Below are 12,274 nucleotides of genomic sequence, written 5' to 3'. Positions count from 1 at the left end.
TTGCCGGCCCCCTATTCGTCGTCCGGATCGTCGGACTGTCGCGCCGCGGCACCCGCTGCGACCAGATAGAAGGCCATCAGAGCCAGGTCGGCGAGAGTGGCCAGATGCGGCCTGGCCGCAATGTTCACCCAGCCCGGCACGCCGAACCAGGCGGATGCGTCGATGGTGAGCGAGACAAGCGCGGCCAGCAGCCAGACAACGCCGCCCCACGCGGAGGTGAGCCAGAGGCCGACACCCGCCACCAGCTCGATGACGGCGAAGAAGACGATTGTCGCCTGATGCGCCGGAGCAAGATCCTCGAAGCCGCTGGTCTCCGCACCCGACCATAGTCCGCAGATCGTCGCCCAGTTGGACAGGCCGCGGACAAGGCTGAGGATCGCCAGCGTCCGCAGGAACACGGTCAGGATCTTGCTCCAGTCGAGCCGGTGTTCTGGCTCCGCCTGGATCGGCGCGTCGCTCGACAGGCGCTGTTTGGTGATGCTCACCGGGTGCGCCTCGCGGGCGGCATCAGTTCGTCAGGTCCAAGCGGCGCGAAATGCGCGTCGATCGCCGCATCGGACACGTCGGCCAGGTCGGCCGGGTGCCAGTTCGGCTTGTTGTCCTTGTCGATGATGACGGCCCGCACGCCCTCATAGAAGTCATCGCCATGGCAGATGCGCGAGACGATGCGGAATTCGGTGATCATCGCATCTTCAAAGCTCATCCCCTTGCCGCGCCGCACCTGGGCGAGCGCCAGCTTGAGCGAGGTTGGCGATTTGGTGCGGATGGTGGCAGCGGTCTTCGCCGCCCATTCGCTGGTGGCCCCTGCCCGGTCGAGCGCTGCAAGGACGTCCTCGACCCGGCTTGCCGCGAAGGAGGCATCGATGCCCTGGCGCTGCGCGGTGACCGACGGCGGCACGACGGACACATCGGCGAAGGCCTCGAGCGTGGAATCCACCGCATCCGGCCGGCAAAGCGCATCGAGCAGTTCGGCAAAGCGCGATGAAGCCAGTGCATGGGTGGCAAGGCCGCTTGCCAGCGCATCGCCCTGGTTCATGCGGGCGCCGGTCAGCGCCATATAGGCGCCGACCTCACCCGGCACGCGCGGCAGGAAATAGGTGCCGCCAACATCAGGGAAGAAGCCGATACCGACTTCCGGCATGGCGAAGGCGAATTTCTCGCCGGCGACCACATGGCTGCCATGGATCGAGACACCGACGCCGCCGCCCATGACGATGCCGTCGATGAGAGCGATATAGGGCTTCGGGTAGCGCTTGATCAGGCAGTTGAGCTCATATTCCTCGCGCCAGAAGGTCAAAGCCTCGTCCTGGCGGCCCGCCTTGCCCAGATCATGCAGCACGCGAATGTCGCCGCCGGCGCAGAAGGCCTTGCCGCCGGCGCCGATGATGACGACGCGAGTGACCGCCGGATCGATCGCCCAGGCCTCGAGGGCCGGGCGCATGGCGCGCACCATGGTCAGCGTCAGCGCGTTCAGCGCCTGCGGGCGGTTCAGCGTGATGAGACCGCACGAGCCGCGGCGTTCCAGCAGGACTTCGGGGGGGAGAGCGTCAGGTGATGTCATGGGGCCTGATATCACGCGCCGAGAACATCGCGCGAGACTATGACGCGCATGATCTCGTTGGTGCCTTCGAGAATCTGGTGCACGCGGACGTCGCGCAGCACACGTTCGATCGGATGGTCGTTCAGATAGCCGTAGCCGCCGTGCAGTTGCAGGCAGCCATTGACCACCTCGAAGCCGATATCGGTGGCGAAGCGCTTGGCCATGGCGGCGAGTGTCGTGGCGCGCGGCTCCTTGGCGCCGACGGCGACAGCGGCGCGGCGCACCATCAGGCGGGCGGCTTCCAGTTCGGTCGCATAATCGGCGATGCGGAAGCGCAGGGCCTGGAAATCCTTGAGGGCAGAGCCGAACTGCTTGCGGTCGGTCATGTAGGCAACCGTGCGGTCGAGACAGAACTGCGCGCCGCCGAGCGAACAGGCCGCGATGTTGAGCCGGCCGCCGTCGAGGCCGGCCATGGCGATGCGGAAGCCTTGGCCTTCCTCGCCCACCAGGTTCTCGGCGGGCACGCGGACATTGTCGAAGTCGACCACGGCGGTCGGCTGGCTCTTCCAGCCGAGCTTCTTCTCCTGCGCGCCGAATGAGAGGCCCGGCGTGTCCTTGTCGACGACGAAGCAGGAGACGCCCTTGGCGCCCTCCCCGCCGGTGCGTGCCATCACGACATAGACGTCGGACCGGCCGCCGCCCGAAATGAAGGCCTTGGCGCCATTGATCACATAGGAATTGCCATCCTTGACCGCGCGGGTGCGCAGCGAGGCCGCATCCGATCCCGCTCCAGCCTCGGTCAGGCAATAGCTGGAAAAGGTCTTCATCGTGCAGAGGTCGGGCAGATAGCGCCGGCGCAGATCCTCGTGGCCATAGGTGTCGATCATCCAGGCGGCCATGTTGTGGATCGAGATATAGGCCGTGGTGGAAACGCAGCCCTTGGCCAGTTCCTCGAAGATCACGGCGGCGTCGAGACGGGTCAGGCCCGAGCCGCCGACATCCTCCTTCACATAGATGCCGCCAAAGCCGAGGGCTGCCGCCTTGCGCAGCGTCTCCTCTGGAAAGACAGAGCCGGCGTCCCAGTCGCGGGCGAAGGGCGCCATCTCGGACTCCGCGAAGTCGCGGGCAACACCCTGGAAGGCTTCCTGCTCCTCGGTCAGCGCGAAATCCATTATTGAATCCTCCTCATCTGGCTTAGGAGACCCCGGCGGCAGTGGTCAATTCGGCCGGCCGACAGAGTGCGACGGCCTGCACAGCAGGCTTGGCATCCGGAGGCTGTTCGGAACAATTCCAGAATGATAAGCAGGGCTCGTCCCGCAGGTGTCCTCGAAGACTGAGCGGGCTGTCGACTGAGGGGGTCTTTCCCATGACGATCCGTGCACTCCGCGGCAACCCACCGGCCCCCCAGGTGAGCCAGTCCGAGCCCTTGCCGCTGACCACCCGCATGCGGCGCAACCGCAAGACCGACTGGTCGCGGCGGATGGTGCGCGAGAACACGCTGACCGTCGACGACCTGATCTGGCCCCTGTTCCTGATCGACAGTTCGCAGGCCCGCACACCGGTGTCGACCATGCCCGGCGTCGATCGCCTTTCCATCGACGAGGCCGTGCGCGAGGCCGAGCGCGCCGCCCGTCTTGGCATTCCGGCGCTGGCGCCCTTCCCCTATGTCGACCCCGCGTTGCGCGATCCGGTGGGATCGGAGGCGGAAAACGCCCATAACCTGATGTGCCGCGCAGTGCGCGCCATCAAGGCGGCCGTGCCGGAGATCGGCCTCATCACCGATGCGGCGCTCGATCCCTACACCTCCCATGGCCATGACGGCGTGATGTCGGAGGACGGGCGCATCCTCAACGATCCGACGGTGGCGATCCTGTGCCGGCAGGCGCTGGCCCTGGCGGAAGCCGGTGCCGACTGTATCGCGCCCTCCGATATGATGGACGGGCGGATCGCCGCGATCCGCGAGACGCTGGACAATGCCGGCCTGACCGACACCCAGATCATGAGCTATGCGGCGAAATATGCCTCGGCCTTCTACGGGCCGTTCCGCGATGCGATCGGAACGAAGGCGACGCTGATCGGCGACAAGCGCACCTACCAGATGGATCCGGCCAATACCGACGAGGCGATCCGCGAGGTCGAGATCGACATCGCGGAAGGCGCCGACATGGTGATGGTGAAGCCCGGCCTGCCCTATCTCGACGTCTGCCACCGGGTGAAGGCGACCTTCGGCCTGCCGACCTTCGCCTACCAGGTGTCCGGCGAGTACGCGATGATCGAGATGGCGGCTCGCGCCGGCGCGATCGACGGCGAGCGCGCCATGCTGGAAAGCCTGATGTGCTTCAAGCGCGCCGGCTGCGATGGCGTGCTGACCTATTTCGCGCCGCGGGTGGCCGAAATCCTGACCGCTCGCCGCTGAGGCCCGGGCATGTGGCGCCTTGGCGCCGGTCTCATCGGGCTCTGCCTGATGCTGGCCGGCTGCGCCACGACAATCGAACCCGATCACCTCAGGATCTGCCGGGACGTGCTGCCGGCGCTGCATCCCGAGGGCACGGCGCTGCGCGAGACGCGGCAGATGCCGGTCGAGGGCGTGCCCTTCACCGTCAGGATCGACTATCTCGCCCGAGAACCCGGCCGTTTGCAGCAGGTTCGCTATCTCGTCTGCCAATTCGCCGGCGGTGGCAATGATGCCGGCCGTTTCGAGCTTGCGGCGCTCCTGACCGATGCCGGGCCTGTCAGCGAGGTGAAGCGGACAATCATCCAGCGCTGGTGGCTGGGCGATGCAGCAGCGCTGGCGGAGGCCTCGCGGCAGCGGCAGGCTCAAACCATCGCGCGCGTGCCGATGGCCGTCGCCTATGGCGCGCAGCAAGTGGCCAACGGCCTGGTACCGGCAGCGCTTTATGGCCTGCTCGCCTCAGCCTATGCCCTCGTCTATGGCCTGCTCGGCCGGATCAACCTGGCCTTCGGCGAGATCGCGGTTGCCGGTGCCTATGCGGCGCTGGGCATGGTGGCCGCCACATCCGCCGCGCTCGGATTGCCCCTCGGGTTGGCACTCGCAACCCTTCTCGGAAGCCTGACCGCCGCCTGCTTCGGCCTTGCCGTCGCGCGCGGCCTGATAACCCCGCTGCTCGGCGCCAGCGGCGGACGGAGCGGCCAGACCGTGCTGGTCGCCACCATCGGGCTGGCGGTCGCGCTGTCGGAGGGCCTGCGGATCATCCATGGATCCAGCGCACGCTGGGCGCCGCCGGTGGGCTCCGAGCCGATCCCGCTGATGCGGGCTGGCGAGTTCGTCACGACGGTGACTGCGAACCAGTTGGCCGTGTTCGCGCTGGCATCTCTCGCCGCAATCTCCCTGCTTCTGGTGATGCGGTTCAGCCGGTTCGGCCGCGCCTGGCGCGCCTTTGCAGACGATCCCGGCATGGCGGCATTGTCCGGCATCGATGCCGGCCGGCTGGTCGCCCTCACCTTCGCGCTGGCGGGCGCCGCTGCCGGCCTTGCCGGCACGGCCCATGCGCTGCATTTCGGCTCGGCCCATTTCGCGCTTGGGACGGTGTTCGGACTGAAGGCGCTGACCGCTGCGATCCTCGGGGGCATCGGCTCGCTGCCCGGCGCATTGCTGGGCGGCATCGCCCTGGGGCTCGCGGAAACGCTCTGGTCGGGTTATCTGCCGATCCAGTGGCGCGATGTCGCGGTCTTCTCCGCGCTCGTCCTCATCATCGTGATCCGCCCGCAGGGGCTGTTCTCTCCCGACCGGAGGCCGGTTTGACCGTTTCATTCGCCGATATCGAGGCCGCCCGGAAGATCCTTGCGGGGCGGGTGGTGCGCACCCCGATGCTGCCGGCGCAGGGCCTGTCCGCCATCACCGGCGCCGATGTCTTTGTGAAATACGAGAACATGCAGGCGACCAATTCCTTCAAGGAGCGCGGCGGGCTGGTGAAGCTGACGAGCCTGGGCGAGGTCGACCGCAAACGCGGCGTCATCGCCATGTCGGCCGGCAACCATGCCCAGGCGGTCGCGCTCCACGCCGCCCGGCTCGGCATTGCCGCCACCATCGTGATGCCGGAGACGACGCCCTACGTGAAAGTGGCCGCGACCCGTGCCCACGGCGCGCGCGTCGTGCTGGACGGCGAGACCGTGGCGGAAGCCCAGGCCCGCGCCGAGGAGATCCAGATTGCCGAGGGGCTGGTCTGGGTCCATCCCTATGACGACGAGGCGGTGATCACCGGCCAGGGCTCGATCGCCTGCGAAATGCTGGAGGACGTTCCCGATCTCGACTGTCTGGTGATCCCGATCGGCGGCGGCGGGCTGATCTCCGGCAATGCCATTGCCGCCAAGACGATCCGCCCGGCCATCGAGATCGTCGGCGTGGAGGCCGAGCTCTATCCCTCCATGCGCAATGCGCTGAAGGGCGAGACGCGCCCGATCGGCGGCCCGACGCTGGCCGAGGGCATCGCGGTCAAGATCGTCGGTCGCTCGACCCTGCCGATCGTCCGCGAGCTCGTGTCCGATGTGGTGCTGGTCGGCGAAACGCTGCTGGAACGCGCGGTCAACCTTTATCTCACCCGCCAGAAGACCATTGCCGAAGGCGCTGGCGCGGCCGGCCTTGCCGCGCTGCTCGCCGAGCCCGAGCGGTTCCGCGGCCGCAAGGTCGGCCTGATCCTGTGCGGCGGCAATATCGACCCGCGCATCCTCGCCGCCATCATGGTGCGCGAACTGGAGCGTGAGGACCGCATCGCCTCGTTCCGCATCTCCATCCCCGACCGTCCGGGCATGCTGGGCAAGGTCGCGACGCTGCTCGGTCGACTGGGCGCCAATGTGCTGGAGGTGGAGCACCGCAGGCTGTTCCTCGACACGCCGGCCAAGGGCGCCAAGCTCGACGTGACGGTTGAGACCCGCGACAGCGAGCATGTCCGCGAGATCATGACGGCGTTCGCGGCCGAAGGGCTGCCGATGGCGAAGATTATTGCTGGTGGCGGGGACCTCGCCTGACGCGTCAGGCCTTTGCCGGCGGGTCCTGCTCGGTTATCCTCGCTGTCGTAGGTCGCGCCCGCCGCCGCGATCGATTCACGGCAGAAGCGGACCTTGACCCAGCAGCCGCGCGACACACCGCAATTCTACCTGACCGCGCCGACGACCTGTCCCTATCTGCCGGGCCAGTTCGAGCGGAAGGTGTTCACCCATCTGGTCGGGCCCAAGGCACCTGACCTCAACGATGTGCTGACCCAGGGCGGATTCCGGCGTTCGCAGTCGATCGCCTACCGCCCGGCCTGCGAGAATTGCCGGGCCTGCGTGTCGGTGCGCGTGCCGGTGGACACGTTCCGGCTGAGCCGCTCCTACCGACGAGTGATGCGGCGCAATGCCGATCTGGTCGGCGAGATGCGGATGGCCGTGCCGACCTCCGAACAATATTCGACCTTCCGCGCCTATCTGGACTGGCGCCACCGCGCCGGCGGCATGGCCGACATGACCGTGCTCGACTACGCGATGATGGTGGAGGACTCACACGTGAAGACGCGGCTGGTGGAATATCGCCGGCGCGACATCAACACCTCCGTCACCGGCAAGTCGAAGGGCGAACTGGTCGCCTGCGTTCTCACCGACATCCTCTCCGACGGGTTGTCGCTGGTCTATTCGTTCTTCGAGCCCGGCGAGGCGGAGCGCTCGCTCGGCACGCTGGTCATCCTCGACCACATCGCTCGCGCAAAGATGATGGGACTTCCCTTCGTCTATCTCGGCTATTGGGTTCAGGGCTCGCCCAAGATGGACTACAAGGCGCGCTTCCTGCCGCAGGAGCGCCTGCAGCCCGAGGGCTGGGTCTCCTATGACGGGTGAACCAACCCGCCGGGAACCACCATGGCCGATATTGCTCTGACCTATCTGTTCGATCCGCTCTGCGGCTGGTGCTATGGCGCCGCCCCGATGATGCGCAGGCTCGCCGCCGAACCCGGCCTTGCCGTCGAGCTGAGCCCGACCGGGCTGTTTTCCGGCCATGGCGCGCGGCCCATGGACGAGGGCTTTGCCGCCTATGCCTGGTCGAACGACCAGCGGATCGCGAAGCTGAGCGGCCAGCCCTTTTCCGAAGCCTATCGCGACCAGGTGCTGGCGGCCGGCGGCCGGTTCGATTCAGGCCCGGCGACGCTGGCGCTGACCGCGGTGCGGCTGACCGCGCCGGAGCGGGAATGGGAGGCGCTCACGGCCCTCCAGAAGGCCCGCTATGTCGAGGGCGGCAATATCGTCACCGAGGCCGGCGCTGCCGCTGTTCTCCAAGGTCTCGGCCTCGATGCGGCGGCGGCAAGGCTTGCCGCGCCGGATGGCGAGCTGATCGCGGAGAACCAGGCCCGCATGGCCAAGGCGGGGCAGCTGATGGCAGCCTTCCGCGTCAACGGCGTGCCGGCGGTGATCGTCACCGGCCAGGGCGGTCGCCAGCTTCTGCCGGCGAATGCCCTGTTCGGAGACGCCGAACCGCTGATCGCGGCGCTGAAGGCCGCCTGAGCTCTCAGCGGAACGGCGGCGAATATTGCAGACCGCCGGCGTTCCACATCCGGTTTGGGCCGCGCGGCAGGCCGATGCGGCTGCCGCTCCCAAGATTGCGCTCGAAGCTCTCGCCGTAATTGCCCATGTGCTTGATGATGCGGAACGCCCAGTCGCGCGTCAGCCCCAGCGTCTCGCCATAATTGCTGTCGACGCCGAGCAGCCGCTTGATCTCGGGATTGGCGCTTTTCAGCATCTCCTGGACATTGGCCTGGGTGACGCCCAGTTCCTCCGCCGAGAGCATGGCGAACAGGGTCCAGCGGACGATGTCGAACCATTGTGGATCGGCCTTGCGCACCCATGGGCCCAGCGGCTCCTTGGAGATGACCTCCGGCAGGATCATGTGGTCGTCGGGGTTCTGCATGAGGAAGCGCGAACCGGCGAGCGCCGACATGTCGGTGGTGTAGGTGTCGCAGCGGCCGCTCTCATAGGCCTTGATCACCTCGTCGACGGTGGCGAAGGCGACCATCTGGTAGCGGATATTGTTGGTGCGGAAATAGTCGGCGGCATTGAGTTCGCTGGTGGTGCCCTGCGGCACGCAGACGGTGGCGCCAGCAAATTCCAGCGCCGATTTCACGCCGAGCGACTTGCGCACCAGGAAACCCTGGCCGTCGTAGTAATTGATGGCCGTGAACGACAGGCCCTGGCTGATCTCGCGGCTGATGGTCCAGGTGGTCTGGCGCGCCAGAACGTCGATCTGGCTCGATTGCAGGGCGACGAAGCGGTCCTTGGACGAGAGCGGGCTGAAGCGCACCTTGTTCGGATCGTCAAAAATGGCTGCGGCCAGCCCGCGGCAGAATTCGACGTCGAAGCCGGTCCAGCGGCCCTGGCTGTCGGGCATGGAAAAGCCCGGCACGCCCTGATTGGTGCCGCATTCCAGCACGCCGCGCTCCTTGATGCGGGCCAGCGTGTTCTGACTGCTGGGCGTTTGGGCCGAGGCGACGCCGCCAGCCAGGATCAGCAGCACCGCCGCGCAGGCGGTGGATGCGGATTTCGCCAATGTCATGGATCGTCCCCTTCTCTGTGGCCAGCAGGCCGAACGGGACAAGTTCACCACGGGCGCGGGGTCGGCTTAAGCCTCAGTTTTTGGCGTCGATTGCCCCGAATTGCGGCACATCCGGCAAGCCGGCACATTCACCGGAACGGTGGCGAATATTGGAGGCCGCCGGCATTCCAGAGCGCATTCGGCCCGCGCGGCAGGCCGACGCGGCTGCCGGCGCCGAGATTGCGGTCGAAACTCTCGCCGTAATTGCCGACATGGCGGATGATGCGCGCCGCCCAGTCGCGGGTGAGGCCCAATTGCTCGCCGAAATTGCCGTCGACGCCGAGCAGCCGCTTGATCTCGGGATTGGTGCTTTTCAGCATGTCCGGGAGATTGGCCTGGGTGACACCCAGTTCCTCGGCGCCGATCATGGCGAACAGCGTCCAGCGGACGATGTCGAACCATTGCGGGTCGCCCTTGCGCACCCAGGGTCCCAGTGGCTCCTTGGAGATCACTTCCGGCAAGACCATGTGGTCGTCGGGTTTCGTCAGCAGCAGACGATTGGTGGCCAGCTGCGACATGTCGGTGGTGTAGGCATCGCAGCGGCCGGTGTCATAGGCCTTGGACACCTCGTCGAGGCTGCCGAAGGTGACGACCTGGTAGGTCAGCCCGTTGGTGCGGAAATAGTCGGCGAGATTGAGCTCGTTGGTGGTGCCCTGCGAGACGCAGATCGTGGCGCCGTTCAGCTCGCGCACCGACTTGAGATTGGCGGACTTGCGCACCAGAAAGCCCTGGCCGTCGTAATAATTGATGGCGGTGAAGGCGAGGCCCTGGCCGAGTTCGCGGCCGATCGACCAGGTGGTGGTGCGCGAGAGCACGTCGATATTGCCGCCCTGCAGCGCGATCAGCCGGTCCTTTGAGGCGAGCGGCAGATAGCGCGCCTTGTCGGGATCGTCGAAGATGGCGGCGGCGAGCGCCCGACAGAAATCGGTATCGAAGCCGCGCCAGACGCCGGCATTGTCCGGCTGCGAGAAGCCGGGCACGCCCTGGCTCGATCCGCAGAGGATATGGCCGCGCTCCTTGATGCGGGCGAGCGTCGACTGGGCGGATGTCTGGGCGAGGGCCGCGCCCGCGCCGACGATCAAGGCGATGGCTGCCGCCGAGACCGATTTCAACGATATCATGGACGCTCTCCTGCGGGGCCGCTCTTCATGGCGGCCTGAGGCTGAGCATTCAAGCGGACTTGGCACCGTTCGGGAAGGCCTCGGTCGAGGTTATCCCGTGATGCGCCCGGACGGTGGCCGGATCAGTCGAGAAACGCGTCGAGGAAGCCGCTTGGGTCCTGGAAGAACTCGCGCATCAGCCGATAGTGCGGAATGAGCTCAAGCTCGGTCGGCTCGACCCCATATTTGGTGATCTCCAGCAATTGCGCGCCGGGATAGGCCATCAGCATCGGCGAATGGGTGGCAATCACCACCTGGCAGAGGTTCGATTCCTCCATCCGGCGCATCAGTTTCATGAATTCCATCTGGCGGGATGGCGAGAGCGCGCTTTCCGGCTCGTCGAAAATATAGACGCCCTGGCGCCGGCAGCGCTCCTCGAAGAAGCGCAGGAAGCCCTCGCCATGGGAATGGGAGAGGAAGTCGGGTGGCGGACCGCTCATGGGCTCAAGAGCAGCCTCATCCAGGCTGCGGGCGACCGAGAAGAACGTTTCCGCCTTGAAGAACCAGCCGCTGGTCATGCGCGGCAGCCAGGAGGCCCGCAGCATGGGTGCGAGTGCCGTGCCGCTCGTATCGATGGCCTTGGAATGGTCGACAAGCCGGTAGCCGCTGCCACCGCCCGCCTCGTCGAAATTGGCGAGAGCCGCGAAGGCCTCCAGCAGGGTCGATTTGCCGGTGCCGTTTTCGCCGACGATGATCGTGATCGGGCGCTCGAAGGCAAACTCGAAGCTGCGATCGCGGAACAGCGGGATGCAGAAGGGATAGGCATCCCAGTCGGTCACCCGCTCGGGGACGAGACTGACACGCTTGAGGAAGGGCGGCGGCAGGCGAAGAGGGCGGCGCTGGCGGGCCATCGCAAATCCGTTGTCGTCTCCTGTCCCATCGCTTGTCTAGCCGAACGAACCGCCCTTCGGCAACCGGCAGCGGTGGCGGCCACGCCTCAGGCAGCCGGCACCGCTTTCCCCGTCGCCGGCCCGTCACAGACCCGCACTAGAGGTCCGGTCATTCCCTTTGCATTGTGGAGACCCTCCGTGCTGTCGCGCCGCGCCCTTGCCGTTCTGCTCGCATCGGGTGCGCTCGCGCGTCCGGCTTTCGCCTTTCCCGACCGCCCGCTCCGCCTGATCGTGCCGTTCGCCCCCGGCGGATCGACCGATGTCGCCGCGCGCCTGCTCGCCGAGGCGATGGGCCCCTTACTCGGGCAGAATGTGGTGGTTGAGAACCGCGCCGGCGCCAATGGCCAGGTCGCATCGGAAGCCGTCATCCGCTCCGAACCGGACGGCCATGTCCTGCTGGTTGCCTCCGCCTCGACCCATGGCGTCAACCCGGCGGTTGCGCGTCATCTCTCCTTCGATGCCGTCGCCGATTTCGCCCCCGTCACCATGATCGGGACGACCCCGCTGGTGCTGGTGACATCGCCGGCCTTCGGTGCGACGACGCTCGATCAGTTGCTTGCCAGACTGCGCCTGGAACCCGGTCGGCACAGCTATGCCTCGGCCGGCGCCGGTTCGATCACCCATCTGGCGGGCGAGGTGTTCAAGCTGAAGGCGGGTCTCAAGGACATCGTCCACATCCCCTATCGGGGCGGCGGGCCGGCCATGCAGGCCGTGCTGACGGGGGAAGTGGCCTTCACCATCGAGAGCGTGGCCTCGGCCGCATCGCTGATCCAGGGCGGCCGCGTGCTGGCACTCGCTGTCGGCTCGACCGCGCGCCACGCCGCCCTGCCGGATGTGCCGACCTTCGCCGAAGCTGGCCTTGCCGGCGTCGAACTGGCCACCTGGAACATGCTTCTGGCGCCCAGGGCGACACCGCCGGAGCGGATCGAGCAGATCGGGCGCATCGCCCGCGCGGCCCTTGCGACCGACGCGCTCAGGACCAAGCTCGCGAACGCCGGCACCACTGCCATTGCGGATGCGTCGGCGGATGAGACGGGGCGCTATCTGGCCGCCCAGATCGAGAGCTTCCGCGCGGTGGTCAAGGCCGCGCGGATCGAACTGGCGGACTAGG

12 protein-coding genes are annotated in these 12,274 nt (G+C 66.9%); 6 read left to right on the top strand and 6 right to left on the bottom strand.

Annotated features, from left to right (window positions below; all coding sequences use genetic code 11):
• Positions 1–11: 11 nt before the first annotated feature.
• Genes E8L99_RS14250 through E8L99_RS14240 form a run of 3 tightly spaced genes read right to left on the bottom strand, consistent with a single transcriptional unit; the run spans position 12 to position 2,712 of the window.
• Positions 12–485 carry a DUF6163 family protein gene (locus tag E8L99_RS14250; protein ID WP_137100163.1) on the bottom strand — a complete coding sequence of 158 codons (474 nt, stop codon included), beginning with the start codon at positions 483–485 and terminating at the stop codon, positions 12–14.
• Positions 482–1,561 carry an enoyl-CoA hydratase/isomerase family protein gene (locus E8L99_RS14245; protein WP_137100162.1) on the bottom strand — a complete coding sequence of 360 codons (1,080 nt, stop codon included), beginning with the start codon at positions 1,559–1,561 and terminating at the stop codon, positions 482–484. Before E8L99_RS14245 ends, E8L99_RS14250 begins: the two co-directional genes overlap by 4 nt.
• Positions 1,562–1,572: 11 nt before the next feature.
• Positions 1,573–2,712 (bottom strand): acyl-CoA dehydrogenase family protein, encoded by a 1,140-nt coding sequence (locus E8L99_RS14240; RefSeq protein WP_137100161.1) that lies wholly within the window; start codon positions 2,710–2,712, stop codon positions 1,573–1,575.
• A 194-nt stretch (positions 2,713–2,906) separates the two neighbouring features.
• On the opposite strand from E8L99_RS14240, the gene hemB reads away from it, so the two are divergent.
• The 5 genes from hemB to E8L99_RS14215 all read left to right on the top strand — a co-directional run bounded on the left by hemB (position 2,907) and on the right by E8L99_RS14215 (position 8,029).
• On the top strand, positions 2,907–3,956 hold the full coding sequence (hemB, locus tag E8L99_RS14235) for a porphobilinogen synthase (protein WP_137100160.1): 1,050 nt from the start codon (positions 2,907–2,909) through the stop codon (positions 3,954–3,956).
• Between the two features lie 9 nt (positions 3,957–3,965).
• A complete protein-coding gene (locus tag E8L99_RS14230) occupies positions 3,966–5,303 on the top strand; it encodes a branched-chain amino acid ABC transporter permease (RefSeq protein WP_137100159.1) in 1,338 nt (445 codons plus the stop codon).
• Positions 5,300–6,526: a threonine ammonia-lyase gene (locus E8L99_RS14225; RefSeq protein WP_137100158.1), complete on the top strand. Its 1,227-nt coding sequence runs from the start codon at positions 5,300–5,302 to the stop codon at positions 6,524–6,526. Before E8L99_RS14230 ends, E8L99_RS14225 begins: the two co-directional genes overlap by 4 nt.
• Before the next feature lie 93 nt (positions 6,527–6,619).
• Positions 6,620–7,369 carry an arginyltransferase gene (locus E8L99_RS14220; protein WP_137100157.1) on the top strand — a complete coding sequence of 250 codons (750 nt, stop codon included), beginning with the start codon at positions 6,620–6,622 and terminating at the stop codon, positions 7,367–7,369.
• A 30-nt stretch (positions 7,370–7,399) separates the two neighbouring features.
• The gene (locus tag E8L99_RS14215; RefSeq protein WP_210421814.1) at positions 7,400–8,029 is read left to right on the top strand and encodes a DsbA family protein; all 630 of its coding nucleotides are present in this window, start codon (positions 7,400–7,402) and stop codon (positions 8,027–8,029) included.
• Positions 8,030–8,033: 4 nt separating this feature from the next.
• On the opposite strand, the gene E8L99_RS14210 is transcribed toward E8L99_RS14215, so the two are convergent.
• The 3 genes from E8L99_RS14210 to E8L99_RS14200 form a co-directional block, all read right to left on the bottom strand.
• Positions 8,034–9,074: an amino acid ABC transporter substrate-binding protein gene (locus tag E8L99_RS14210; RefSeq protein ID WP_137100155.1), complete on the bottom strand. Its 1,041-nt coding sequence runs from the start codon at positions 9,072–9,074 to the stop codon at positions 8,034–8,036.
• A gap of 128 nt (positions 9,075–9,202) precedes the next feature.
• Positions 9,203–10,234 (bottom strand): amino acid ABC transporter substrate-binding protein, encoded by a 1,032-nt coding sequence (locus E8L99_RS14205; RefSeq protein ID WP_137100154.1) that lies wholly within the window; start codon positions 10,232–10,234, stop codon positions 9,203–9,205.
• 122 nt (positions 10,235–10,356) lie between these two features.
• Positions 10,357–11,124, bottom strand: a complete 768-nt coding sequence (locus E8L99_RS14200; RefSeq protein WP_137100153.1) for an AAA family ATPase — start codon at positions 11,122–11,124, stop codon at positions 10,357–10,359.
• Positions 11,125–11,301: 177 nt separating this feature from the next.
• On the opposite strand from E8L99_RS14200, the gene E8L99_RS14195 reads away from it, so the two are divergent.
• Positions 11,302–12,273 (top strand): Bug family tripartite tricarboxylate transporter substrate binding protein, encoded by a 972-nt coding sequence (locus E8L99_RS14195; protein WP_137100152.1) that lies wholly within the window; start codon positions 11,302–11,304, stop codon positions 12,271–12,273.
• The last annotated feature ends 1 nt before the right edge of the window (position 12,274 follow it).

Source organism: Phreatobacter aquaticus, assembly GCF_005160265.1.
Classification (GTDB): domain Bacteria; phylum Pseudomonadota; class Alphaproteobacteria; order Rhizobiales; family Phreatobacteraceae; genus Phreatobacter; species Phreatobacter aquaticus.
This window is presented reverse-complemented; position numbering and strand designations above follow the sequence as displayed.

What these genes read in the sequence shown, in the direction of transcription:
- E8L99_RS14245 (WP_137100162.1), bottom strand. Translation starts at nt 1,561, where the DNA reads ATGACATCACCTGACGCTCTCCCCCCCGAAGTCCTGCTGGAACGCCGC.
- E8L99_RS14240 (WP_137100161.1), bottom strand. Translation starts at nt 2,712, where the DNA reads ATGGATTTCGCGCTGACCGAGGAGCAGGAAGCCTTCCAGGGTGTTGCC.
- hemB (WP_137100160.1), top strand. Translation starts at nt 2,907, where the DNA reads ATGACGATCCGTGCACTCCGCGGCAACCCACCGGCCCCCCAGGTGAGC.
- E8L99_RS14230 (WP_137100159.1), top strand. Translation starts at nt 3,966, where the DNA reads ATGTGGCGCCTTGGCGCCGGTCTCATCGGGCTCTGCCTGATGCTGGCC.
- E8L99_RS14210 (WP_137100155.1), bottom strand. Translation starts at nt 9,074, where the DNA reads ATGACATTGGCGAAATCCGCATCCACCGCCTGCGCGGCGGTGCTGCTG.
- E8L99_RS14205 (WP_137100154.1), bottom strand. Translation starts at nt 10,234, where the DNA reads ATGATATCGTTGAAATCGGTCTCGGCGGCAGCCATCGCCTTGATCGTC.
- E8L99_RS14200 (WP_137100153.1), bottom strand. Translation starts at nt 11,124, where the DNA reads ATGGCCCGCCAGCGCCGCCCTCTTCGCCTGCCGCCGCCCTTCCTCAAG.